The organism is Curtobacterium herbarum (assembly GCF_016907335.1).
In the GTDB taxonomy this organism is placed as follows: domain Bacteria; phylum Actinomycetota; class Actinomycetes; order Actinomycetales; family Microbacteriaceae; genus Curtobacterium; species Curtobacterium herbarum.
Genome location: NZ_JAFBBT010000001.1, coordinates 1,655,332 through 1,680,008, shown reverse-complemented (window position 1 = coordinate 1,680,008; position 24,677 = coordinate 1,655,332). Strand labels below are relative to the sequence as shown.

General features: G+C 69.9%; 18 protein-coding genes. 7 read left to right on the top strand and 11 right to left on the bottom strand.

What is annotated here, in order from left to right:
• Positions 1–157 precede the first annotated feature (157 nt).
• The 6 genes from tkt (at position 158) to pgl (ending at position 8,515) form a co-directional block, all read left to right on the top strand.
• Positions 158–2,257 carry a transketolase gene (gene tkt, locus JOD51_RS07980; RefSeq protein ID WP_204607769.1) on the top strand — a complete coding sequence of 700 codons (2,100 nt, stop codon included), beginning with the start codon at positions 158–160 and terminating at the stop codon, positions 2,255–2,257.
• A gap of 155 nt (positions 2,258–2,412) precedes the next feature.
• Entirely contained in the window at positions 2,413–3,525 is a 1,113-nt protein-coding gene (gene tal / locus JOD51_RS07975) for a transaldolase (RefSeq protein WP_204607768.1), read from the top strand.
• A gap of 2 nt (positions 3,526–3,527) precedes the next feature.
• Positions 3,528–5,132, top strand: a complete 1,605-nt coding sequence (locus JOD51_RS07970) for a phosphoglucose isomerase-related protein (protein ID WP_204607767.1) — start codon at positions 3,528–3,530, stop codon at positions 5,130–5,132.
• A gap of 19 nt (positions 5,133–5,151) precedes the next feature.
• On the top strand, positions 5,152–6,690 hold the full coding sequence (gene zwf, locus JOD51_RS07965; RefSeq protein WP_166778867.1) for a glucose-6-phosphate dehydrogenase: 1,539 nt from the start codon (positions 5,152–5,154) through the stop codon (positions 6,688–6,690).
• A complete protein-coding gene (locus tag JOD51_RS07960) occupies positions 6,687–7,631 on the top strand; it encodes a glucose-6-phosphate dehydrogenase assembly protein OpcA (RefSeq protein ID WP_204607766.1) in 945 nt (314 codons plus the stop codon). The genes zwf and JOD51_RS07960 overlap by 4 nt, the downstream gene beginning before the upstream one ends.
• A gap of 113 nt (positions 7,632–7,744) precedes the next feature.
• On the top strand, positions 7,745–8,515 hold the full coding sequence (gene pgl, locus JOD51_RS07955; RefSeq protein ID WP_204607765.1) for a 6-phosphogluconolactonase: 771 nt from the start codon (positions 7,745–7,747) through the stop codon (positions 8,513–8,515).
• A gap of 197 nt (positions 8,516–8,712) precedes the next feature.
• On the opposite strand, the gene JOD51_RS07950 is transcribed toward pgl, so the two are convergent.
• The 11 genes from JOD51_RS07950 to uvrB all read right to left on the bottom strand — a co-directional run bounded on the left by JOD51_RS07950 (position 8,713) and on the right by uvrB (position 23,109).
• A complete protein-coding gene (locus JOD51_RS07950; RefSeq protein ID WP_204607764.1) occupies positions 8,713–9,075 on the bottom strand; it encodes an RNA polymerase-binding protein RbpA in 363 nt (120 codons plus the stop codon).
• 1 nt (position 9,076) lies between these two features.
• Positions 9,077–9,328: a preprotein translocase subunit SecG gene (gene secG / locus JOD51_RS07945; RefSeq protein ID WP_110825023.1), complete on the bottom strand. Its 252-nt coding sequence runs from the start codon at positions 9,326–9,328 to the stop codon at positions 9,077–9,079.
• A 141-nt stretch (positions 9,329–9,469) separates the two neighbouring features.
• The gene (gene tpiA, locus JOD51_RS07940; RefSeq protein WP_204607763.1) at positions 9,470–10,249 is read right to left on the bottom strand and encodes a triose-phosphate isomerase; all 780 of its coding nucleotides are present in this window, start codon (positions 10,247–10,249) and stop codon (positions 9,470–9,472) included.
• Complete coding sequence (locus JOD51_RS07935; protein ID WP_204607762.1) at positions 10,246–11,463, bottom strand: phosphoglycerate kinase; 1,218 nt, start codon at positions 11,461–11,463, stop codon at positions 10,246–10,248. The genes tpiA and JOD51_RS07935 overlap by 4 nt, the downstream gene beginning before the upstream one ends.
• Before the next feature lie 4 nt (positions 11,464–11,467).
• Positions 11,468–12,472, bottom strand: coding sequence for a type I glyceraldehyde-3-phosphate dehydrogenase (gene gap / locus JOD51_RS07930; protein WP_204607761.1), 1,005 nt, complete (start codon positions 12,470–12,472; stop codon positions 11,468–11,470).
• 250 nt (positions 12,473–12,722) lie between these two features.
• Positions 12,723–13,703: a DNA-binding protein WhiA gene (gene whiA, locus JOD51_RS07925; protein ID WP_110902223.1), complete on the bottom strand. Its 981-nt coding sequence runs from the start codon at positions 13,701–13,703 to the stop codon at positions 12,723–12,725.
• A 78-nt stretch (positions 13,704–13,781) separates the two neighbouring features.
• Positions 13,782–14,669 (bottom strand): RNase adapter RapZ, encoded by an 888-nt coding sequence (gene rapZ / locus JOD51_RS07920; RefSeq protein WP_111073544.1) that lies wholly within the window; start codon positions 14,667–14,669, stop codon positions 13,782–13,784.
• Positions 14,670–14,819: 150 nt separating this feature from the next.
• Positions 14,820–16,979, bottom strand: a complete 2,160-nt coding sequence (uvrC, locus tag JOD51_RS07915) for an excinuclease ABC subunit UvrC (RefSeq protein WP_204607760.1) — start codon at positions 16,977–16,979, stop codon at positions 14,820–14,822.
• On the bottom strand, positions 16,980–19,988 hold the full coding sequence (uvrA, locus tag JOD51_RS07910; protein WP_239539813.1) for an excinuclease ABC subunit UvrA: 3,009 nt from the start codon (positions 19,986–19,988) through the stop codon (positions 16,980–16,982).
• Between the two features lie 48 nt (positions 19,989–20,036).
• Complete coding sequence (locus tag JOD51_RS07905; protein ID WP_204607759.1) at positions 20,037–21,029, bottom strand: SDR family NAD(P)-dependent oxidoreductase; 993 nt, start codon at positions 21,027–21,029, stop codon at positions 20,037–20,039.
• Positions 21,019–23,109: an excinuclease ABC subunit UvrB gene (gene uvrB, locus JOD51_RS07900; RefSeq protein WP_204607758.1), complete on the bottom strand. Its 2,091-nt coding sequence runs from the start codon at positions 23,107–23,109 to the stop codon at positions 21,019–21,021. The genes JOD51_RS07905 and uvrB overlap by 11 nt, the downstream gene beginning before the upstream one ends.
• Before the next feature lie 143 nt (positions 23,110–23,252).
• Between uvrB and JOD51_RS07895 the strand changes: the two genes are divergently transcribed.
• Complete coding sequence (locus JOD51_RS07895) at positions 23,253–24,584, top strand: MFS transporter (protein ID WP_204607757.1); 1,332 nt, start codon at positions 23,253–23,255, stop codon at positions 24,582–24,584.
• Positions 24,585–24,677 lie beyond the last annotated feature (93 nt).

Here is a 24,677-nt window from a genome sequence, read left to right as displayed (position 1 = left end):
GGAGAGGCCCTCCCGCAGCGTGCCCCGAAGACGTCGGCCGCGATCGAGCCGGTCGGCCGCCGGCAACGGCGCCGCGACGGAGCCCCGGGTGGGCACCATGTCCGTGCGATGGCACGAGCCCTCGCACATGTCGCATCAATGAAGGGTCAACATCCAAGTGGCTGAATTCACCTGGGACGCCATCGACCGGAAGGCCGTCGACACGGCCCGCGTCCTCGCCGCCGACTCTGTCGAGGCGGCCGGCAACGGTCACCCCGGCACCGCGATGAGCCTCGCGCCGCTGGCTCACCTCCTCTTCCAGAAGGTGATGCGTCGCGACCCGAGCGACTCCACGTGGATCGGTCGCGACCGCTTCATCCTGTCGGCGGGTCACGCATCGATCCTGCAGTACGTGCAGTTCTACCTGCACGGCTACGGTCTCGAGCTCGACGACCTCCAGCACCTCCGCAAGTGGGGCTCCAAGACCCCGGGTCACCCGGAGTACGGCCACACCGACGGCGTCGAGATCACCACCGGCCCGCTGGGCCAGGGCCTCGCCTCCGCCGTGGGCTTCGCCTACGCGCAGCGCTTCGAGCGCGGCCTGTTCGACCCGGAGACCCCGGCCGGCCAGTCGCCGTTCGACCACTACACCTACGTGATCGCCGGCGACGGTGACATGCAGGAGGGCGTCACGAACGAGTCCGGTTCGCTCGCGGGCCGCCAGCAGCTCGGCAACCTCATCGCGTTCTACGACTCGAACCAGATCTCGATCGAGGACGACACCGACATCGCGTTCTCCGAGGACGTCCACGCCCGCTACGAGGCGCTCGGCTGGCACGTGCAGGTCGTCGACTGGAAGAAGACCGGCGAGTACCACGAGGACGCCGAAGCACTCTTCGCCGCCGTCGAGGCCGCCAAGCAGGTCCACGACAAGCCGTCGCTCATCGTCATCAAGACGATCATCGGCTGGCCGTCGCCGACCAAGCAGAACTCCGGCAAGATCCACGGCTCCGCGCTCGGCGCCGACGAGCTCAAGGGCCTGAAGGAGGTCCTCGGCTTCGACGCCGAGAAGACCTTCGACGTCGACCCCGAGGTCCTCGACTACACCCGCGGCGCGATCGCCAAGGGCCAGGCCGAGCACGCCGAGTGGCAGAAGACCTTCGACGCGTGGGCCGCGGCCAACGCCGACAAGAAGGCGCTGTTCGACCGCGTCCAGGCCAAGCAGCTCCCCGAGGGCCTCGAAGCCGCACTCCCGGTGTTCAGCACCGAGAAGGCCGTCTCGACCCGTGCCGCCTCCGGCAAGGTCATCAACGCCATCGCGCCGCTGATGCCCGAGTTCTGGGGTGGCTCCGCCGACCTCGCCGAGTCGAACCTCACCACGATCGAGGACGGCAAGTCCTTCGGTCCGGCCGAGGCCTCCACGAAGACCTGGACGACCGACCCGTTCGGCCGCGTGCTGCACTTCGGAATCCGCGAGCACGCGATGGGCTCGATCCTCAACGGCATCGTCCTGCACGGGAACACCCGCCCCTTCGGTGGCACCTTCCTGATCTTCAGCGACTACATGCGCCCGGCGGTCCGTCTCGCCGCGCTCATGAAGGCGCCGGCGATCTACGTCTGGACGCACGACTCCATCGCCCTCGGCGAGGACGGCCCGACGCACCAGCCGATCGAGCAGATCACCGCCCTCCGTGCGATCCCGGGTCTCGACGTCGTCCGCCCCGCGGACGCCAACGAGGTCGCGTACGCCTGGCTCGAGATGCTCAAGCACCAGGACCGCCCGGCCGGCATCGCGCTGAGCCGCCAGAACCTGCCCGTGTTCGAGCGTGGCGACGGCGACGCGTCCGGCGAGGTCTTCGCCTCGGCGAAGAACGTCAGCAAGGGCGCGTACGTCCTGGCCGAGGCGCCGAACGGCACTCCGGACGTCATCCTGATCGGCACCGGTTCCGAGGTCCAGATCGCGGTCGACGCCCGTGAGCAGCTCAAGGCCGAGGGCATCAACGCCCGGGTCGTGTCCGCTCCGTCGCTCGAGTGGTTCCACGAGCAGGACGAGGCGTACCGCGAGTCGGTCCTGCCGAAGGCCGTCAAGGCCCGCGTCTCGGTCGAGGCCGGGATCGCGATGAGCTGGCGCGACATCGTCGGCGACGCCGGCCGCAGCGTGTCGATCGAGCACTTCGGTGCCTCGGCCGACTACCAGAAGCTGTTCGAGGAGTTCGGGTTCACCACCGAGCACGTCATCTCGGCAGCCAAGGAATCGATCGCAGCAGCAGCATCCTGACCCGAACGGGCCGGGTCCGGAACGTCGGACCCGGCCCGTCGGCACGGGAGGCCCGTGGCGGCCCCGCCACGCGCCTCCCGTCCCGGGGGTTCGACCCCCGACACAGACCACGGCTCCCCGGAGCCGACGAACGAAACGAAGCAGAGAAGAAGCGAATGACTGACACCACACCCACCGAAGACCTCTCCGCCGTCGGCGTGAGCATCTGGCTCGACGACCTGTCCCGCGAGCTCCTCGAGACCGGCCGTCTCGAGAACCTGATCGCCGACCGCAACGTCGTCGGTGTCACCACCAACCCGACGATCTTCGCGTCGGCCCTCGCCAAGGGCGAGCGCTACGACGACCAGGTCAAGGAGCTCGCCGCCGCGGGCACCGACGTGACCAACGCGATCTTCGAGATCACGACGCGCGACGTCTCCGACGCCTGCGACATCTTCACGCCGCTCTACGCATCGACCAAGGGCTTCGACGGCCGCGTGTCGATCGAGGTCGAGCCGGGTCTCGCGCACGACACCGCGAAGACCATCGAGCAGGCCAAGTTCCTGTTCGACAAGGTCGGCAAGGAGAACGTCCTCATCAAGATCCCGGCGACCGTCGACGGTCTCGAGGCGATCACCGAGGTCATCGGCGCCGGCATCTCGGTCAACGTCACCCTGATCTTCTCGCTCGAGCGCTACCGCGCCGTCATCGACGCCTACCTCGGTGGTCTCGAGAAGGCCAAGGCCGCCGGCCACGACCTCTCGAAGATCCACTCCGTCGCGTCGTTCTTCGTCTCGCGCGTCGACTCCGAGATCGACAAGCGCCTCGACGCCGTCGGTTCGGACGAGGCCACCGCCCTGAAGTCGAAGGCCGGCATCGCCAACGCGCAGCTCGCCTACCAGGTCTGGACCGAGGCGTTCTCGACCGAGCGCGCCCTGGGCCTGCTCGAGTCGGGTGCGAACACGCAGCGTCCGCTCTGGGCCTCGACCGGTGTCAAGGACCCGTCGCTGCCCGACACGCTCTACGTGACCGAGCTCGCCGCCCCGAACACCGTCAACACGATGCCGGGCAAGACGCTCGAGGCCACGTTCGACCACGGTGAGGTCCACGGCGACGCCATCGCCGGCACGTTCGACGACGCGAACCAGGTCATGGACCAGCTCGCCGCCGTCGGCATCGACTACGACGACGTCGTCGACCTCCTCGAGAAGGAGGCCGTCGAGAAGTTCAACGTCTCGTGGGGCGAGCTCGTCGACACCGTCAAGACGGCACTCGAGAACGCCAAGTAAGAGTGACCGTCTCCATCGCCGCCAGCGGTGACGCGGCGCGGGCCATCGACACGGTGGTCCCGCGCCTCGTCACCGACCTGGTGGCGTCCGGGATCACGGCCCAGGACGCCGCCCTCTGGGGCCCCGAGGCCGAAGCCGAGGCGTCGAACCGCCTGGGTTGGGTCGAGGCCGTCTCGGTCTCGCGTCCGCTCGTCGCCGAGGTCGCGGCACTCCGCGACCAGCTGCACGAACAGGGCGTCGACCGCGTGGTCCTCGCCGGCATGGGCGGCTCGTCGCTCGCGCCCGAGGTCATCACCCGCACCGCCGGGGTCCCGCTCGTGGTCCTCGACTCGACCGACCCTGCGCAGGTCCGCGCCGCACTGACCGACCTCGAGCGCACCGTGCTCGTCGTGTCGTCGAAGTCCGGCTCCACCGTCGAGACCGACTCGCAGCGCCGGGTGTTCGCGCAGGCGTTCGAGGACGCCGGCATCGACCCCGCTGGTCGCATCGTCGTCGTCACGGACCCGGGCTCGGCGCTCGAGTCCGACGCACAGCAGGCCGGCTACCGCGTCTTCACCGCCGACCCCACGGTCGGCGGCCGCTACTCCGCGCTGACCGCCTTCGGGCTGGTCCCGGCCGGACTCGCGGGTGCGGACATCGCCGAGCTCCTCGACGAAGCCGACGCCATCAGCGTGCTGCTCGCCGTCGACACCGACGAGAACCCCGGCCTGGTGCTCGGGGCCGTCCTCGGCGGCACCGCTCCCCTGCGCGACAAGATCGGCATCGTCGCGGACGGCACGCACATCCTCGGCTTCGGTGACTGGGTCGAACAGCTCATCGCCGAGTCGACGGGCAAGGACGGTCGCGGTCTCCTGCCGGTCGTGCTCGAGGTCGACGCCCCCGAACTCGGTGCCGACCTGCCCGACCTGCAGGTCGTCCGACTCGTCGGGTCCCGCGACGACGAACGCCACGTCGCCGACGGCGAGCTCGAGATCACCGGTACGCTCGGTGGGCAGTTCCTGGTCTGGGAGTACGCGGTCGCGGTCGCCGGCCGGCTGCTCGGCATCAACCCCTTCGACCAGCCCGACGTGGAGGCCGCCAAGGTCGCCGCCCGCGCGCTGCTCGACGGCCCTGCCACCGACGACGTCGCCACCACGCCCGCCTTCGAGGAGCACGGCATCGCCGTGTCCGCGACGGGTGGGCTCGACGCCGGGACGACACTCACCCAGGCCGTGTCGGGCCTCCTGGCCGGTCTCGGTCCGGACGGCTACGTGGCGCTCCAGGTCTACGCGGACCGCACCGCCGGTGCCGACCTCGGGGCGCTCCGCGACCTGCTGGCAGCACGCACCGGCCGTCCCGTCACCTCCGGGTACGGTCCCCGGTTCCTGCACTCCACCGGCCAGTACCACAAGGGCGGCCCCGCGAACGGCGTGTTCCTGCAGATCGTCTCCGACGAGCAGGACGACCTCGCCGTCCCCGGCCGCCCGTTCACGTTCGGCCGGCTCATCCGAGCCCAGGCCGCCGGCGACGCGAGTGTCCTCGCGGCGCACGGCCGTCCGGTGCTGACCCTGTCGACGCGGGACGTCCCCGCGGCGGTGGCGGTCATCGCGGCTGCACTCACCACCTGATTCAAAGGAGTTCACCGACATGTCACCGGTGGCGATCACCCCGGAGCACAACCCGCTCCGGCTGCCCACGGACCGTCGACTGAACCGGATCGCGGGTCCCAGCACCCTCATCATCTTCGGGGTGACGGGAGACCTCTCCCGCAAGAAGCTGATGCCCGCGGTCTACGACCTCGCGAACCGAGGGCTCCTGCCCCCGGGGTTCGCGCTGGTCGGGTTCGCTCGACGCGACTGGGAGGACCAGGACTTCTCCCAGCTCGTCCACGACGCCGTCAAGGAGCACTCGCGGACCCCGTTCGACGAGGACGTCTGGCGTCAGCTCGAACAGGGCATCCGCTTCGTCCAGGGATCGTTCGACGACCCCGAGGCGTTCCGGCTGCTCAAGGAGACGGTCGACACGCTGGACGACGAGCGAGGCACGCTCGGCAACCACGCCTTCTACCTCTCCATCCCGCCGAAGATGTTCCCGGTGGTCACGGAGCAGCTCAAGGTCTCCGGGCTCACCGAGAAGCGCGACGGCTCCTGGAGTCGTGTCGTGGTCGAGAAGCCGTTCGGCTCGGACCTCCGCACCGCGCGCGAACTGAACGCCATCGTCGAGAGCGTCTTCGCGCCCGACGACGTGTTCCGCATCGACCACTACCTCGGCAAGGAGACCGTCCAGAACCTCCTGACGCTCCGGTTCGCGAACCAGATGTACGAACCCATCTGGAACTCGAACTACGTCGACCACGTGCAGATCACGATGGCCGAGGACATCGGCGTCGCCGGACGTGCCGCCTACTACGACGGCATCGGCGCGGCCCGCGACGTCATCCAGAACCACCTGCTGCAGCTCCTCGCCCTCACCGCGATGGAGGAGCCGGTCTCGTTCAAGGCCGGACACCTCCGCGCCGAGAAGGAGAAGGTGCTCTCCGCCGTGCGGCTCCCCGAGGACCTGTCCACGGCGACCAGCCGCGGACAGTACGCCGGCGGGTGGCAGGGCGGCGAGAAGGTGCTCGGGTTCCTCGAGGAAGCGGGCATGAACCCCGAGTCCACGACCGAGACCTTCGCGGCGATCCGGCTCGACATCGCGACCCGACGGTGGCAGGGCGTGCCCTTCTACCTGCGCGCCGGCAAGCGACTCGGTCGTCGGGTGACCGAGATCGCGATCGTGTTCAAGCGCGTCCCCGAGGACGTGTTCGGCATCGAGCAGTCCCCGCTCGGGCAGAACGCCCTCGTGATCCGCGTCCAGCCGGACGAGGGCGTCACGCTCCGCTTCGGCTCGAAGGTCCCCGGCGTCGGGACCCAGGTCCGCGACGTCACGATGGACTTCGGCTACGGTCACGCGTTCACCGAGGCCTCCCCCGAGGCCTACGAACGGCTCATCCTCGACGTGCTCCTCGGTGACCCGCCGCTGTTCCCGCGGCACCAGGAGGTCGAGTTGTCCTGGAAGATCCTCGACCCGATCGAGGAGTTCTGGCGGACACAGGGCCAGCCCGAACAGTACCGTCCCGGCACCTGGGGCCCGGCTTCGGCCGACGAGCTCCTGGCCCGCGACGGTCGGACCTGGAGGCGTCCATGAAGATCGACCTGCCGAACACCACGGTCTCGAAGATCCAGAAGACCCTGGTGCACATCCGCGAAGAGGGCGGCGCCGTCGCCCTGGGCCGCGTGCTCACCCTCGTCGTCTCGACCGCGCTCGGTCGGGAGGAAGAGGCGATCGAAGCCGCGAACCAGGCGTCCCGCGAACACCCGATGCGCGTCGTCATCGTGTCGAAGAACGAGGGCGACATCGCCTCCCCCGGTCGTCTCGACGCGCAGATCCGCGTCGGCAGCGACGCGGGCGCCAGCGAGGTCATCGTCCTCCGTGCCTACGGCGAGACCGCGGCGGACGAGGAGAGCCTGGTCACCGGGCTGCTCCTGCCCGACGCGCCCGTCGTCGCATGGTGGCCGGAAGCCGCGCCGGAGAAGCCCTCGGCGTCCCCGCTCGGCCGGATCGCGCAGCGCCGGATCACCGACGCGGCGGCGCAGAAGGACCCGAACGCGGCCATCATGGCGCTGGCGGACTCCTACGCGCCGGGCGACACCGACTTCGCCTGGACCCGCCTGACCCTCTGGCGGAACCAGCTCGCCGCGGCGCTCGACCAGCCGCCGTTCGAGCCGATCACCGCCGTCGAGGTCTCCGGCGCGTCCGACAGCCCGTCGACCGTGCTGCTCGCCGCCTGGCTCGGCCTGCAGCTCAAGGTCCCGGTCGAGGTCACCACCTCACCCCGTGCCACGGGCTCGTCCGGCATCCACGGTGTGACCCTGGTCCGCGAGTCCGGGACGATCGAGCTCGAGCGCTCCCTGGTCGACGTGGCGACGCTGTCGATGCCCGGTCAGCCGACGCACGACCTCTCCCTGCCGCGCCGCAACCTGCGCGACTGCCTGGCCGAGGAACTCCGTAGACTCGACCCGGACGTCCTCTTCGGAGACGTCGTCAAGCACGGGGTGGCCAAGCTCCGCGAACGCATCGCGGGCTGAACCCCCACGGTCCGGTCGTCCGTCCTCCCCCGCTGCCGTCCGCGGCGGGATGGTCGGGCGGCCGGCCGGACCGACCGCGGTCGCACCGGCCGCACCACGAACACAGGAGTCACGTGACCAACGAACGGCGGGTGCTCGTGCACCCCGACAAGCAGGCCCTCGGCGCCTCCGTCGCCGCACGCTTCATCACGAAGATCATCGACGTCCTCGACGAGCAGGGACGGGCCGACATCGCGATCAGCGGCGGTTCCGTCTCCACCCTCGTCCTGGCAGCGATCGGTCAGTCGCAGGCGAAGCAGAGCGTCGACTGGTCGAAGGTCCACGTCTGGTGGGTCGACGAGCGCTGGGTGCCGGAGGGCGACGCCGACCGGAACATCACCGGGACGCAGACCGACTTCCTGGACCACGTGAACATCCCGGCGGAGAACATCCACCCGATGGCTCCGTCGGACGCCGGCATCAGCATCGACGAGGCCGCGACGCAGTACGAGCGCGAGCTCCTCGCCGCCGCCCCCGACTCCGCGGAGACGCCCCGCTTCGACATCACGCTGCTCGGCGTCGGCCCGGACGGCCACACCGCGTCACTGTTCCCGGAGTTCCCGCAGCTGCGCATCACCGACCGCAAGGTCGTGCCCGTCGACGACTCCCCCAAGCCGCCGGCCCAGCGTCTGACGCTGACCTACCCGGTGATCAACGCGTCGCAGCGTGTCTGGGTCATCCTCTCGGGTGCCGAGAAGGCGTCGGTCCTCGGACTCGCCCTCGCCGGCGCTGCGGTGGACGAGGTCCCCGTGGGCGGCGTGCAGGGCCGGAAGCGCACGGTCTTCTTCGTCGACCAGGACGCCGCACGCGACGTCCCGGAGAACCTCATCGCGTCGACGTACTGACGCACGGGGCGCGTGACGCGCCTGCGGACGGACGGGAGGCCCGGTACCAGCTGGTACCGGGCCTCCCGTCCGTCGTCTGGTCACCCGGCGTTTGGTCGCCCGCCGCTGCCGCGCGTCGCCGGTCGAGCGCGAACGGAGCAGGCCCCCACACCATCCGGTGTGGGGGCCTGCTCCGTGTGCTCGGTCTGTTGCCGTGGCTACTTGGCCGCGGTCCCGCGACGCAGCCGCAGCTGCTGGAGCGCGTCCTCGAGGAGTTGCGCTGCCTCTTCCTCGGTGCGCCGTTCCTTCACGTACGCGAGGTGCGTCTTGTAGGGCTCGGTCTTCGCGACCTGCGGCGGGTTCTCCTTGTCGCGACCGGCCGGCAGACCCGTGGACGGGGAATCGACCGTCTCCGGGATCTCTTCGTCGGGCAGGTTCGCGGCGAAGTACCGCACGACCTCGTTGCCCATCGCGTCCCAGTAGGAGATCGCGACGCGCTCGGCCTGGACCCCGCGGTCCTGTTCGCCCATCGGGCCCGCGCCGACGCGCGAACCGCGGATTGCGCTTCCTCCGGATGCCATGTCAGCTCCCTGCCGTGAACTTGTTGATGAGACCGAGCACGATGATGCTGGAGATCCAGAGGAGCCCGAGGATCACCGTGATGCGGTTCAGGTTGCGCTCGGCGACGCCGGATGCCCCGAGGTTGCTCGTCACACCACCGCCGAACATGTCGGAGAGGCCGCCACCGCGGCCCTTGTGCAGGAGGATGAGGAGCGTGAGCAGGAGGCTCGTGATCGCGAGCAGGACCTGCAGCACGACGGAGAGTATCGCCACGACGTACCTTTCGTGTCAGTCAGCCATCCGAGTATACCGGTCGCGCGGAGCGCGCTCGGGACCCGGGCGGGTTGGGCGGTGCGGGAGGGACACGGCACGGGGCGCGACGGGCGGTGCCCGTCGCGCCCCGGCGGTGGTGGACTAGAGACCGACGTGCTGCTGGAACCGCGCGATGGCGGCGAACTCCTGCACGTCGAGGGACGCGCCACCCACCAGCGCGCCGTCGACGTCGGGCTCGCGGAGGAAGCCGGCGATGTTGCCCGACTTCACCGAACCGCCGTACAGCACGCGCGTGTCGGCGGCCGCCTGGTCACCCCAGGCGGCGGCGATCCCACGACGGAGCGCCGCACATTCGTCCTGCGCCTGCTCGGCCGTGGCGGCCTGGCCGGAGCCGATCGCCCAGACCGGCTCGTACGCGACGACGATCTCGGACGGCTGCACCGCGCCGAGGACGACCTGCAGCTGCTCGACCGGCACGACGCCGGCCCCGCGCTGCTCACGCTGTTCGCCGGTCTCGCCGACGCAGACGACCGGCACCAGGCCGTGCTTGACGGCGGCGGCGGTCTTCGCGGCGACGATCTCGTCGGTCTCGCCGTGCATGGTGCGACGCTCGGAGTGGCCGACGATGACGTACTTCGCGTCGAGCGCGGCCAGGAACGCGCCGGAGACGTCACCGGTGTAGGCACCGGAGTCGTACTGCGACAGGTCCTGGGCGCCGAACGCCAGCGGCAGCTTGTCCGCCGAGATCAGCGTCTGGACGCTGCGCAGGTCGGTGAACGGCGGGAAGACCGCGACCTCGACGTCCGCGTGGTCGTGCCGGGCGTCCTTGAGGGTCCAGGCGAGCTTCTGGACGGTGGCGATGGCCTGGAGGTGATCCAGATTCATCTTCCAGTTCCCGGCGATGAGCGGCGTGCGGGTCATGCGGACCACCCGAGGGCTTCGAGGCCGGGGAGCGACTTGCCCTCGAGGAACTCGAGGCTCGCCCCACCACCGGTGGAGATGTGGCCGAACTGGTCGTCGGTGAAGCCGAGCGACCGGACCGCGGCGGCGGAGTCGCCACCGCCGACAACACCGAGGCCGTCGACCTCGGTCAGCGCCTGGGCGACGGTCTTCGTACCGGCGGCGAAGGCGGGGAACTCGAACACGCCCATCGGCCCGTTCCAGAACACCGTCTTCGATGCAGCGACCGCGCGGGCGAACCGCTCCGCCGTCTCCGGTCCGATGTCCAGGCCGATGCCGTCGGTGCCGAACGAGGACGACTCGATGGCGTCCGCGGCGACCGTCTCGTGCTCGGCGTCCGCGGCGAACCCGGAGGCCACCACGACGTCGGTCGGCAGGTCGATGGTCACACCGAGCTCCGTCGCCCGCGACAGGTACTCACGGACGACGTCGAGCTGGTCCTGCTCGAGCAGCGACTTCGCCACCCCGTGGCCCTGGGCCGCGAGGAAGGTGAAGAGCATGCCGCCGCCGATGCAGATCGTGTCGACCCGCGGCAGGAGGTGGTCGATGACACCGAGCTTGTCGCTGACCTTCGACCCGCCGAGCACGACCGTGTACGGGCGCTCCGGGTCCTTGGTCAGCCGCTCGAGCACGGTCAGCTCCTGCTCGATGAGCTGACCGGCAGCGCTCGGGAGCGCCGATGCCAGCTCGTACACGGAGGCCTGCTTGCGGTGCACGACGCCGAACCCGTCGGAGACGAACGCGTCCCCCAGGGTGGCGATGCGCTCCGCGAAGGCGGTGCGCTCGGCGGCGTCCTTCGAGGTCTCCTCCGGGTTGAAGCGGAGGTTCTCGAGCAGCAGGACGTCACCGTCCTCGAGGGCCTCGGCAGCCGCGGTCGCCCCGTCGCCGACGGTCTCGTCGACGAAGGCGACCGGCTTGCCGAGCAGCTCGGACAGCCGCTGGGCGACGGGCGCGAGCGAGTACTCGGGCTTCCGTTCGCCGTCGGGTCGGCCGAGGTGGGACACCACGACCACGCGCGCGCCGGCGGTGATCAAGGTGTTCAGGGTGGTGAGCGACGCCCGCACGCGGCCGTCGTCCGTGATCGTGCCGTCCTTGAGCGGGACGTTCAGGTCACAGCGGACGACGACACGCTTGCCGGCGAGGTCGCCGAGGTCCTCGAGGGTGCGGAGAGCCATCAGTTCAGAGCTTCTCGCCCACGAACTCGGTCAGGTCGACCAGGCGGTTCGAGTAGCCCCACTCGTTGTCGTACCACGAGGTGATCTTCACGAGGTTGCCCATGACCTTGGTCAGGCCGGAGTCGTAGATCGAGGAGTGCGGGTCCGTCGTGATGTCGGTCGACACCAGCGGGTCCTCGCTGTAGAGCAGGATGCCCTTCAGCGGGCCCTCGGCGGCGGCCTTGTAGACGGCGTTGATCTCGTCGACGGTGACGTCGGACTTGGTCTCGAGCGTCAGGTCGGTGATCGAACCGGTCGGGACCGGGACGCGGAGCGCGAAGCCGTCGAGCTTGCCGGCGAGCTCCGGCAGGACCAGACCGATGGCCTTGGCCGCACCGGTGGAGGTCGGGACGATGTTCAGCGCGGCGGCACGGGCACGACGCGGGTCCTTGTGCGGGCCGTCCTGCAGGTTCTGGTCCGCGGTGTAGGCGTGCACCGTCGTCATGAGGCCACGCTCGATGCCGAACGCGTCGTGGAACACCTTGGCGAGCGGCGCGAGGCTGTTCGTGGTGCACGAGGCGTTCGAGATGATGTGGTGGTTCGCGGCGTCATAGGTGTCCTCGTTCACGCCGAGGACGATCGTGACGTCGTCACCGGTCGCCGGGGCGGAGATGATGACCTTCTTGGCACCGGCGTCGATGTGCTTCTGCGCGTCGGCGGCCTTGGTGAAGAAGCCGGTCGACTCGATGACGATGTCGACGCCCAGCTCGCCCCAGGGCAGGTTGGCGGGGTCGCGCTCGGCGAGGACCTTGATGGCCTTGCCGTCGACGACGATGTTGTCGCCGTCCAGCTCGACGGAGACGCCGAGCTTGCCGGTGATCGAGTCGTACTTGAGCAGGTTCGCGAGGGACGCGTTGTCGGTGAGGTCGTTCACCGCCACGATCTCGAGGTCGCTGCCCTTGGCCAGAGCGGCGCGGAAGAAGTTACGGCCGATCCGGCCGAAGCCGTTGATGCCGATCTTGACGGTCAATGGATCTCCTGTTGGGTGTGGAGCGCCTCGGGAGACGCTGCTTTTTCGGAGTGTGGAGGCGTCGTCATCGACGACGGCCGACCCACGCACGTGGACGATACGCCCCGTGACGTCGCCGTACCGACCCTAGCAGTCGGACCCCCGCGGACCGCCTGCATGACGCCGTCGCGGGGACGGGGTCGGTGCGGCGACCACGGGGGTCCGTCGGCCGGTGCAGGAGCCGCCCGGTGGGCTGCTCCCGGCGCTGCGCTCAGGCGCCTTCGAGCTCTTCCGGCACGCTGGCCTCGGTGCCCGGGATGCCGAGGTCGCTGGCGCGTTTGTCGGCCATCGCGAGCAGGCGACGGATGCGTCCGGCGATCGCGTCCTTCGTCATGGGCGGGTCCGCGTGCTGCCCGAGCTCGTCGAGCGAGGCGTCACGGTGCTCGAGGCGCAGGGCCCCGGCGTACTGCAGGTGGTCGGGGACCTCGTCGCCGAGGATCTCCAGTGCACGCTCGACCCGGGCGCACGCGGCGACGGCGGCCTGTGCGGAACGGCGGAGGTTCGCGTCGTCGAAGTTCACCAGGCGGTTGGCGGTGGCGCGGACCTCGCGGCGCTGACGCATCTCCTCCCAGTCGGCGGTGGTGCGGGCGGCGCCCATCGCGGTGAGCATCTGGCCGATCGCCTCACCGTCGCGGATCACGACGCGGTGCACCCCGCGGACCTCACGACCCTTCGCGGCGATGCCGAGCCGGGACGCTGCCCCGACGAGCGCCATGGCGGCCTCGTTGCCCGGGCAGGTGACCTCGAGCGCCGCGGCACGGCCCGGGTCGGTCAGGGTGCCGGAGGCCAAGAACGCACCGCGCCAGATGGCGGCCAGGTCCTCGCGGTTGCCGGTGGTCAGGCGGTTCGGGAGGCCACGCACCGGACGGCGACGGGCGTCCATCAGACCGGTCTGCCGGGCGAGCGTCTCGCCGGCCTCGAGCACACGCACGAGGTAGCGGGTGCCGCGACGCGAGGACGCGGTGGACCCGACGGAGGCCTCGCTGCGGACGCCGTAGAGCTCGGCGAGGTCCTTGCGGACGCGGTGCACGATGATCCGGGTGTCGAGCTCGACCTCGACCGCGATGCGGCCGGAGATGACGTGCAGGCCCCCGGCGAAACGCAGGACGGTCGCGAGTTCGGCGGCGCGGACCGTGTTCCGGTTGACGACGACCCTGGCCAGCTCGTCCTTCACCTCGGCAGTCAACGGCACGGCATCATTCCTTACGTTCTTCGGGGTGGGGCTCTGCGGTCCCGGGGCGCACACGTGTGGAGGCAGCCGGTGGGACGGTCACTCCCGGCCGAGATCTCGGTTCTTCACACGCACGGCGACGTTGGGCATCCCGCGGAGCAGGTTCGCCAACTCGGCGACGATGGCGACCGAACGGTGCTTGCCGCCGGTACAGCCGATGGCGATCGTAGCGTGTCTTTTGTTCTCGCGCTGGTACCCCTCGAAGACCGGCTCCAGGACGGAGGCGTAGCGGTCGACGAACGGACGGGCCCCGGACTGCTCCATGACGTAGTCCGAGACCGGCTTGTCGAGCCCCGTGTGCGCCCGGAGTTCCGGCACCCAGTAGGGGTTCGGGATGAACCGCACGTCGGCCACCATGTCGGCGTCGGTGGGCAGCCCGTACTTGAACCCGAAGCTCATCAGCGTCACCTGGACCCCGACGAACCGGTCCTCGGCGAACCGCTCGGTGACGGCGTTCGCGAGCTGGTGGATGTTCAGGTCGGACGTGTCGATGATCAGGTCGGATGCCTCGCGCAGCCCGAGCAACCGGGTGCGCTCCCGGGCGATGCCGTCGAGCAGCGTGTCCTCGCCCTGCAGCGGGTGCGGTCGGCGGACCTGCTCGAACCGGCGCACCAGGACCTGGTCGGTCGCCTCGAGGAACAGCACCCTCACCCGGGCACTCGTGCTCTCGCGCAAGGACTGCACCGCACGCTCGGGGTCCGTGAAGAACCGACCACCGCGGACGTCGACGACGGTCGCGATCTTCGGGATCGACTCCCCCGCACGGTCCGCCAGGTCGGTGAGCGGTCCGAGCATCTGCGTCGGCAGGTTGTCGACGACGTACCAGCCGAGGTCCTCGAGCGCCTTGCCGACCGTCGACCGCCCCGCCCCGGACATGCCCGTCACGATGAGGACGTCGTGCTGTTGCTGCGAGGTGGTGTCGGTCATCTGCGAAGGGGCTCCATCGTGGTGTGGCCGGGCGGGTCACCCGTCGTCACCGGGCGCGGCACGCTCGGCGGGGTCGGCCCACGGACCCAGGGGCTGTCCGCCCCGGGTCCGCGACCAGGCTACCGTCCGGCCGGGAGGCCCGTGCCGGGGTCATGCAGGTCGGTGCGGACCGTCCGGGGTCGTCTCGGGGACGCGCACCGGGCCTCCCGGCCCAGACGGACCGGCGGGCGGCGCGCCTGTCGGAACCGCACTGGCCGCCTCGGGTGCACTGGTCGGTTCCGGGGCACTGGTCGGTTCCGGGGCACTGGCCGGTTCCGGAGCGCTGGACGATTCCGGGGCACTGACCGGCACGGTCGTGAGCTTCCGGACCACCGCGGCAGCGGTCGCCGGTCCGACGCCCGGGACCTCGGCGACCTCCTCTGCCGTCGCCTGCCGGAGGCGGGCGACGGACCCGAAGTGCTTGAGCAGCGCCGAGACCCGGTTCGGTCCGAGCCCGGGGATCTCGGAGAGCTGCGAGCGGACGTCACGCTTCCGACGGGTCCGCTGGTGCGTGATCGCGAACCGGTGCGCCTCGTCGCGGAGGCGCTGGATGAGGAAGAGCGCCTCGGAGTTGCGCGGCAGGATCACCGGGAAGTCGTCGTCCGGCAGCCACAGCTCTTCGAGCCGCTTCGCGATGCCGACCAGGGCGATGTCCCTGACGCCGGCCTCGTCGAGCGCACGTTTCGCCGCCGCGACCTGCGGTTGCCCGCCGTCGACCACGAGCAGCTGCGGGCGGTACGCGAACCGTTTCGACGGCTTCGACCCCTCGACCACGCCGTCCGCCGTGACGTCCGGCACGTCGGGCACGGCTGCGTCCTCGTCGAGCCGGGCCACGCGCCGGCTGAGGACCTGGTACATGCTGTCGGTGTCGTCGGTGGTCTCGGCGATCGTGTAGCGGCGGTACTGGTCCTTGCGGGGCAGCCCGTCCTCGAACACGACCATCGACGCGACGACGTTCGTGCCCTGCAGGTGCGAGATGTCGTAGCACTCCATCCGCAGCGGCGCCTCGGTCATGCCCAGGGCCTCCTGGATGTCCGCCAGGGCCGCGGCACGCGTGGTGTAGTCGGCCGAGCGCTTGGTCTTGTAGAGCATCAGCGCCTGCTGGGCGTTCTGGGACGCCGTGCGGGCCAGGCCGGCGCGGTCACCCCGCTGCGCCGTGCTGAGCTTCGTGCCACGACCCCCGCGGCGGTCGCTGAGCCACTGCTGGAGCGCGTCGGCGTCGTCCGGCAGCACCGGCACCACGATCTCGCGGGGCGGCCCGTCGTTCGCGACCCCGGGGGTGGGGTCCGCGCTGGCCTGGGTGAGCAGTGCGCCGTCGGCACCGGTCGACAGACCGTCCTCGGCGTAGACGCCCTGGACGATCTGCTCGACGAGGTCGCCCGTGCTGATGTCGAGCTCCTTGTCGACGACCCACCCGCGGACACCGCGGATGCGGCCACCACGGACCGAGAACAGCTGCACGGCGGCGGCGAGCTCGTCCTCGGCGATGCCGAACAGGTCGAGGTCGACCGAGTCCTTGAGCACCACGGCGGACTTCTCGAGGACCGCCTCGAGCGCCTCGACCTGGTCGCGGAAGCGTGCGGCCTGCTCGTACTGCATGGCGTCGGCCGAGGCGGCCATCCGCTGCCGGAGCTGCGTGATGACCCGACGGTCGTAGCTGCCCATGAAGCGGACGAACTCCTCGACGAGGGCGCGGTGCTCCTCGATCGTGACGCGCTGCGAGCACGGGCCGCCGCACTTGCCGATCTGCCCCGGGAAGCAGGGCTTGCCGGTCTGCATGGCCCGCTTGTACGAGGACTCGGAGCAGGTCCGGATCGGGAACACCTTGATCATCAGGTCGATCGTGTCGTGCACCGCCCAGATCTTCGGGTACGGCCCGAAGTACTTGGCGCCCTTGATCTTGCGGTTCCGCGTCACCATCACGCGCGGCGCTTCGTCCGCCATCGTGATCGCCATGTACGGGTACGACTTGTCGTCCCGGAACTTGACGTTGAACGGCGGATCGAACTCCTTGATCCACGTGTACTCGAGCTGCAGTGCCTCGATCTCGGAGCCGACGGTCGTCCACTCGACGCTCTTGGCCGTCAGGACCATCCGCCGGGTGCGCTCGTGCAGGGTCGGCAGCGGGGCGAAGTAGTTGCTCAGGCGGGCACGGAGGTTCTTCGCCTTGCCGACGTAGAGCACCCGGCCGTTGCCGTCACGCCATCGGTAGACGCCCGGGTCGGTCGGGATCTCCCCCGCCTTCGGCCGCCAGGAGACGGTGTCGGCCACCTAGCGAGCACCTGCCTTCTGTGCACCTGCTCGACGTGCGCCGACCGACCGCTCCTTGCCCACGCGGGCGTCCTGCGCCTCGAGGATCTCGCGGAGGAAGACACCGGTGTGGCTCTCCGGGACGTCGGCGACGTGCTCCGGCGTGCCCGTCGCGAGGACCGTGCCACCGCCGGAGCCGCCCTCGGGGCCCATGTCGATGACCCAGTCGGCGGACTTGATCACGTCGAGGTTGTGCTCGATCGTGATGACGGTGTTGCCCTTCTCGACCAGCGACTGCAGCACGAGGAGGAGCTTCCGGACGTCCTCGAAGTGCAGACCCGTGGTCGGTTCGTCGAGCACGTAGACCGTGCGACCGTTCGAGCGGCGCTGCAGCTCGGTCGCGAGCTTGACGCGCTGCGCCTCGCCACCCGACAGGGTCGTCGCGCTCTGCCCGAGTCGGACGTAGCCGAGCCCGACGTCGACGAGCGTCGCCATGTACCGGTGGATCGCGGAGATCGGCTCGAAGAACTCGGCTGCCTCGCTGATCGGCATGTCCAGGACCTCGGAGATGCTCTTGCCCTTGTAGTGGACCTGCAGCGTCTCGCGGTTGTACCGGGCACCGCCGCAGACCTCGCACGCGACGTAGACGTCGGGCAGGAAGTTCATCTCGATCTTGATCGTGCCGTCACCGGAGCAGTTCTCGCAGCGCCCGCCCTTGACGTTGAAGCTGAAGCGACCGGGCTGGTAGCCGCGGGTCTTGGCCTCCTGCGTCTCGGCGAAGAGCTGCCGGATGCGGTCGAACACGCCGGTGTAGGTCGCCGGGTTCGAGCGCGGGGTGCGGCCGATCGGCGCCTGGTCGACGTGCACGACCTTGTCGAGCTGGTCGAGGCCCTTCACCCGCGTGTGCTTGCCGGCGATGTGTCGGGCGCCGTTCAGCTGGTTGGCGAGCACCTTGTAGAGGATGTCGTTCACCAGGGTCGACTTGCCCGAGCCGCTGACGCCGGTGACCGCCGTGAAGACGCCGAGCGGGAAGTCGACGTCCACGTCCTTGAGGTTGTTCGCCCGGGCACCCTGCACGGTGATCACGCGCTTGCGGTTCACCGTCCGGCGCTCGGACGGCATCTCGATCGAGCGGCGGCCGGCCAGGTAGTCGCCGGTGATCGACTCGCGGTTCTCGATCATGTCTGCGTACGAACCGGAGTGCACGACCTTGCCGCCGTTGACACCGGCACCGGGTCCGATGTCGACGACCCAGTCGGCGGTCCGGATGGTGTCCTCGTCGTGCTCGACGACGATCAGCGTGTTGCCGAGGTCCTTGAGCTTGACCAGGGTGTCGATCAGGCGGCGGTTGTCCCGCTGGTGCAGACCGATGCTCGGCTCGTCGAGGACGTAGAGCACACCGGTCAGACCCGAACCGATCTGCGTGGCGAGACGGATGCGCTGCGCCTCACCGCCGGAGAGCCCGCCGGCACCGCGCGCCAGGGTCAGGTAGTTGAGTCCGACCTCGAGCAGGAACTCGAGCCGTGCCCGGATCTCGCGGAGGACGGCGGCGGCGATGTGCGCCTCGCGCTTGGTGAGGGCGATGTCCGCCATGAACGCGTAGGCCTCGTCGAGGGCCATGCTCGTGACGTCGGCGATGCTCCGGCCGTCGACGGTCACGCCGAGCACCTCGGGCTTCAGACGGGTGCCGTCGCAGACCGGGCAGGGGACCTCGCGCAGGTAGCCCTGGAAGCGCTGGCGCTGCGAGTCGGTCTCGGCCTCGGCGAACTTCCGCTCGATGTAGGGCATGACGCCCTCGAACCCGCTGGTGTAGCGCATCTCACGGCCGAATCGGTTCCGCCACGACACCGACACCTCGAAGTCCTTGCCGGTCAGGATCGCCGCCTGCACGGACGTGGGGAGCTGGCTCCACGGCGTGTCCATCCGGAAGCCGAGCTCCTTGCCGAGTCCGGCGAGCAGCTTCTCGAAGTACGAGTACAGGCCGCTGGCACCGGTCCACGGCAGCAGCACGCCGTCCTTGAGCGAGGCGTCGGGGTCGCCGAGCACCAGGTCCGGGTCGACCGACATCCGGGTGCCGAGGCCCGAGCACTCCGGGCAGGCGCCGAACGGGGCGTTGAACGAGAACGTCCGCGGCTCGATCTCGGTGAGGGCCAGCGGGTGGTTGTTCGGGCACGACAGGTTCTCGGAGTACGTCCGCACGGCGCCGGGGCCCTCGTGGTCGACGAGGTCGATCGCCACGGTGCCGTTCGTCAGGCGCAGGGCGGTCTCGAGCGAGTCCGTCAGCCGCCCGAGGATGTCGTCGCTGGCGACGAGGCGGTCGACGATGACCGAGATGTCGTGCTTGACCTGCTTCTTCAGCGTCGGCGGGCTGCTCAGCTGGATGCGCTCACCGTCGACGATGGCGCGCGAGTAGCCGGACGCCGCGAGCTCCTGGAAGAGGTCGACGAACTCGCCCTTCTTCTTCGACACGATCGGCGCGAGCACCTGGAACCGCGTGCCGGACTCCTGCGTCATCAGCTGGTCGGCGATCTGCTGCACGCTCTGCTTGCTGATCACTTCGCCGCAGACTGGGCAGTGCGGGATGCCGATGCGCGCCCAGAGCAGACGCATGTAGTCGTAGACCTCGGTGATGGTGCCCACCGTTGACCGCGGGTTGCGGTTCGTCGACTTCTGGTCGATCGACACCGCGGGCGACAGGCCCTCGATGAAGTCGACGTCCGGACGGTCCACCTGGCCGAGGAACTGGCGGGCGTACGCCGACAGGGACTCGACGTAGCGTCGCTGTCCCTCGGCGAAGATCGTGTCGAACGCCAGCGAGGACTTGCCCGAACCGGACAGCCCCGTGAACACGACGAGGGAGTCGCGCGGGATCTCGAGGTCGACGTCCCGGAGGTTGTGGACGCGCGCGCCACGGACGCTGAGCGTCGACGTGTCGTGCGGGGCCGTCCCGCCGGGCAGGTGCAGGTCCGACGGCTCGTCGAAGTCGTCCGGGCCGGACGTGGCGGTTCCGCGGTCAGAGGTGATGGTCATTGCAGACGATTCTACGAAGCCGGTCCGACAAACGCTCGCCGAGTCGGCTCAGCCGAGTGCGTCCAGAGCGAACGTGACGCCGGAAGCGGTCTCGCTCGCCGTCCAGAGCCGCGCCGCCTCGTGCCGGTCGTGCGCCCGCGGCTCCGCGGGGACGACGCTCGCGCGGCCGCGGAGCTGGAACCAGCCGTCCGGACCCCAGTACTCGCCGGACCGCACGTCGTCGCCGACCGAGGCGTGCACGAGCGGGACCGCACCCGCGTCCTTCCCCTGCGCGACGAACCGCTGGCCCGGGCCGATCCACGACGGTTCGGACCGGGACGGGCGCGGCCGTGACGGACCCGGCCGCGACGGGCTGACCGTCGCGGGCGTCCCCGTCAGCGACTCGAGGGCGAGCCCCGGGTGCGCCACGACGCTCGAGACGGCCGACCCGGCGTCCGCCAGGCGCTGGGCCAGCTCGAACCCGAACAGCATCACCGCGAGCTTGCTCCGGGCGTACTGCCGGTAGCCGTTGTAGTACCCCGCACCGAGCGGGTCGTTGCGGTCGAGCGTCGCCCAACGGTGCGAGATCGAGCCGAGGTGGACGACCCGGCCACCGGTGGCCTGCAGCATCGGCAGCACCAACCCGGTCCAGGCGAAGTGTCCGAGGTGGTTCGTGCCGATCTGCAGTTCGTACCCCTGCGCCGTCGATCGAAGCTCGCGCGACCCGACCACACCGGCGTTGTTGAGGACCGCGTGCACCGGACCCATCGTGGACAGGGAGTCGGCCGCGGCACGGACGGAGTCGAGGTCCGCCAGGTCCAGGTGGACGTGCTCGAGCGAGGCGTCCGGCACGACCGAACGGATGCTGCGCTCGGCGGCCGCCGCCTTCTCCGGGTTGCGGGTCGCGAGGACCACCCGGTGCCCGGCGACGGCGAGCTGCTCCGCGGCCTGGTACCCGAGCCCGGCACTGGCGCCGGTGACGACGACCGTCCGCAGGCCGGGACGGGCGTCCGGCCCGCCCTGGGCATCCGGGCCGCCCGGGGCGACGTGGTCAGACGACATGGCCGGCCGACTCCATCTGCCGCAGGGCCTTCTTCAGGTCCTGGACCTCGTCGCGCAGTCGTGCCGCCAGCTCGAACTTCAGCTCCGCCGCGGCCTGCAGCATCTGGTCGTTGAGGTCGGCGATCGTGGCCTCGAGCTGCGTCGCGCCCTCGCCGGCGATGCCCTCGCGACGGAGGGACGGCGTCGGTGCCCGGCGACCGTCACGTACGCCACCACCGCGGCGCTCGAGGAGCTCACGGGTGTCGTCGCTCTCGCGGTTCAGGACCTCGGTGATGTCGGCGATCTTCTTGCGCAGCGGCTGCGGGTCGATGCCGTGCTCGAGGTTGTAGGCGACCTGCTTCTCGCGCCGGCGGTCGGTCTCCTCGATGGCCTGCTTCATCGAGTCGGTCATCTTGTCGGCGTACATCAGGACCTGGCCGGACACGTTGCGGGCCGCGCGACCGATGGTCTGGATGAGCGAGGTCGACGACCGCAGGAAGCCTTCCTTGTCGGCGTCGAGGATCGCGACGAGGGAGACCTCCGGCAGGTCGAGGCCCTCACGCAGCAGGTTGATGCCGATGAGCACGTCGTAGACGCCCTGGCGCAGCTCGGTGAGGAGCTCGACACGCTTCAGGGTGTCGACGTCCGAGTGCAGGTAGCGCACCCGGACCCCGGCGTTGCCGAGGAAGTCGGTGAGCTCCTCGGCCATGCGCTTGGTCAGCGTGGTGACGAGGACGCGCTCGTTCTTGTCGGAGCGCTGCTTGATCTCCTCGAGCAGGTCGTCGATCTGGCCGTCGCTCGGCTTGATGATGATCTCGGGGTCGATGAGGCCCGTCGGGCGGATGATCTGCTCGACGACGCTGTCCGTGATGCCGAGCTCGTACTTGCCGGGCGTCGCCGACAGGAAGACCTTCTGGCCGACACGGTCGAGGAACTCCTCCCACTTCAGCGGGCGGTTGTCCATCGCGCTGGGCAGCCGGAAGCCGTGCTCCACCAGGGTGCGCTTGCGGGAGGCGTCCCCTTCGTACATCGCACCGATCTGCGGCACGGTGACGTGCGACTCGTCGATGACGACCAGGAAGTCGTCCGGGAAGTAGTCGATGAGGCAGTGCGGGGCCTCGCCGGGGCCCCGGCCCTCCATGTGGCGGGAGTAGTTCTCGATGCCGGAGCAGAACCCGATCTGCTCCATCATCTCGATGTCGAAGGTGGTGCGCATCCGGAGCCGCTGGGCCTCGAGCAGCTTGCCCTGGCCTTCGAGCTCGGCGAGCCGCTCGGCCAGTTCGTCCTTGATCGAGCTGATCGCACGGTGCATCACGTCGGTGTCGGCCACGTAGTGGGACGCCGGGAAGATCGACACCGCGGGCAGGTCGTCGATGACGTTGCCGGTCAGCGGGTGCAGCGAGGAGAGCGCTTCGATCTCGTCGCCGAACATCTCGATGCGGATCGCGTGCTCTTCGTACATCGGGATGATCTCGAGCGTGTCGCCGCGGACCCGGAAGGTACCGCGGGCGAAGTCGACGTCGTTGCGCTGGTACTGCATGCTGACGAACTTCCGCACGAGCTGGTCGCGGGAGATGTTCTGTCCGATGTGCAGCGCGACCGAGGCGTTCATGTACTGCTCGGGCGTGCCCAGGCCGTAGATGCAGGACACGGTCGACACCACGACGGTGTCCCGACGGCTGAGGAGCGAGTTGGTCGTGGAGTGCCGGAGCCGCTCGACCTCGGCGTTGACGGAGGAGTCCTTCTCGATGAACGTGTCCGTCTGCGGCACGTAGGCCTCGGGCTGGTAGTAGTCGTAGTACGAGACGAAGTACTCGATCGCGTTGTTCGGCATCAGCCCGCGGAACTCGTTCGCCAGCTGCGCTGCGAGGGTCTTGTTGTGCGCGAGCACGAGCGTCGGCCGCTGCACCTGCTCGATCAACCAGGCGGTCGTCGCCGACTTGCCGGTACCGGTCGCACCGAGCAGCACGACGTCGGTCTCACCCGCGTTGATGCGCCCGGCGAGTTCGGCGATCGCCGCGGGCTGGTCACCGCTCGGTGAGTACTCGCTGATGACCTCGAACGGTCGGATGGCACGCGTGGGCTCTACGGCAACTCCCATGGACCCAACAGTAGGCGCGGCGACCGACATCGGAGTGCGCTGCTCGCCCTCGGCGTACTGTCGCCGGATAGCGCAGTCAGAGGTCGCTGATCGGAACCGGTCGTAGCCTCCGAGCTGTTCGACGACCCGACCGAAGAGGCCCCATGACCACGGCCGCCGCTGCAGCACCAGCGACGGGCACACCGTTCCGCGGACGCATCCGCGGGCGGGTGCTCCTGCTCCTCTGCTGCATGTACGCGATCTCGTACATCGACCGCACGAACATCTCGACCGCGCTCCCGCACATCACCGACGAGTTCGGCCTCAGCGACACCGACGCCGGGTTCGTCATCTCGGCGTTCGCGCTGCCCTACGCCCTGCTGCAGGTGTTCGGCGGGACCATCAGCGAACGCTTCGGCCCGCGCCGTGCGCTGTTCGTCATCACCGTCGTCTGGGGCGTGGCGACGCTCTGGACCGGCCTGTCCACGGGCTTCTGGACGCTCTTCGCGGCCCGGCTGCTGCTCGGCCTCAGCGAGGCCGCGGCGTTCCCGTCCGCCACCCAGGCGATGAGCCGGTGGATCCCCCGCGACCGGAACGGCTTCGCGCAGGGCATCGTGCACTCCGCCGCCCGACTCGGCAACGCGCTGGCGCCGCTGCTCGTGGCGTACTGCATCGCGATCAGCGGCTGGCGGCTGGCGTTCTTCGCGACCGCCGTGCTCTCGGTCACGTGGGGAATCGTCTGGTTCGTCCTGTTCCGCGACCGGCCCGAGGACGCCCGCGGGATCACGAAGGTCGAGCTGGCCGAACTGCCGCCGGTCGCGACCCGGGCCACCCGACCGCCGGTGCCCTGGCGCGCCCTGGCGAAGCAGATCCTGCCGGTGTCGTTCGTCGACTTCGGCTACGGGTGGACGCTCTGGGTGTTCCTCACCTGGATCCCGACGTTCCTCAGCGACCAGTACGACCTCGAGATCAGCGCCTTCGCCTGGTTCACGACCGCGGTCCTGCTGGCCGGGGTCGTCGGCGACACCGTCGGCGGGTTGCTCAGCGACCGGATCATCCACCGGGGCGGTGACGCCCGGCACGCCCGACGTCTCGTCCTGGTGATCGGTCTCGGCGGCTCGCTGGTCTGCCTGCTCCCCCTCGTCGTGGTCGGGCAGAGCCTGACCGTGGCGACGGTGTCGCTCGCGCTGTCGTTCTTCTTCCTCGAGCTCTGCAACGCCAACCTGTGGGCGATCCCGATGGACGTCGCACCGCAGTGGTCCGGCACCGCCTCCGGCTTCATGAACACCGGCTTCGGGGTCGCCGGCGTGGTCTCTCCCATCGTGTTCGGCTTCCTCATCGACCGGACGGGCTGGCAGCTGCCCTTCGGGATCTCGTGCGCACTCCTCGCCGGCGCGGCGGTCGTCGCGTGGGTGATGAAGCCGCAGCGCATCACCGTGACGGACGGTGTGCTCGAGGTGGGCGTCCCCGCCGCCGAGCGCGACGCCACGCGCTAGCCACGGTCGTCGACGGCCCGCCCTGCCATCCGCCGACCGGTGACGGTCCCGTCGGACGTGTGGCGGGCCTCCAGGCCGGGAGGCCCGCCACAC

What these genes read in the sequence shown, in the direction of transcription:
- tal (WP_204607768.1), top strand. Translation starts at nt 2,413, where the DNA reads ATGACTGACACCACACCCACCGAAGACCTCTCCGCCGTCGGCGTGAGC.
- zwf (WP_166778867.1), top strand. Translation starts at nt 5,152, where the DNA reads ATGTCACCGGTGGCGATCACCCCGGAGCACAACCCGCTCCGGCTGCCC.
- JOD51_RS07960 (WP_204607766.1), top strand. Translation starts at nt 6,687, where the DNA reads ATGAAGATCGACCTGCCGAACACCACGGTCTCGAAGATCCAGAAGACC.
- JOD51_RS07950 (WP_204607764.1), bottom strand. Translation starts at nt 9,075, where the DNA reads ATGGCATCCGGAGGAAGCGCAATCCGCGGTTCGCGCGTCGGCGCGGGC.
- tpiA (WP_204607763.1), bottom strand. Translation starts at nt 10,249, where the DNA reads ATGACCCGCACGCCGCTCATCGCCGGGAACTGGAAGATGAATCTGGAT.
- JOD51_RS07935 (WP_204607762.1), bottom strand. Translation starts at nt 11,463, where the DNA reads ATGGCTCTCCGCACCCTCGAGGACCTCGGCGACCTCGCCGGCAAGCGT.
- rapZ (WP_111073544.1), bottom strand. Translation starts at nt 14,669, where the DNA reads ATGACCGACACCACCTCGCAGCAACAGCACGACGTCCTCATCGTGACG.
- uvrA (WP_239539813.1), bottom strand. Translation starts at nt 19,988, where the DNA reads ATGACCATCACCTCTGACCGCGGAACCGCCACGTCCGGCCCGGACGAC.
- JOD51_RS07905 (WP_204607759.1), bottom strand. Translation starts at nt 21,029, where the DNA reads ATGTCGTCTGACCACGTCGCCCCGGGCGGCCCGGATGCCCAGGGCGGG.
- uvrB (WP_204607758.1), bottom strand. Translation starts at nt 23,109, where the DNA reads ATGGGAGTTGCCGTAGAGCCCACGCGTGCCATCCGACCGTTCGAGGTC.
- JOD51_RS07895 (WP_204607757.1), top strand. Translation starts at nt 23,253, where the DNA reads ATGACCACGGCCGCCGCTGCAGCACCAGCGACGGGCACACCGTTCCGC.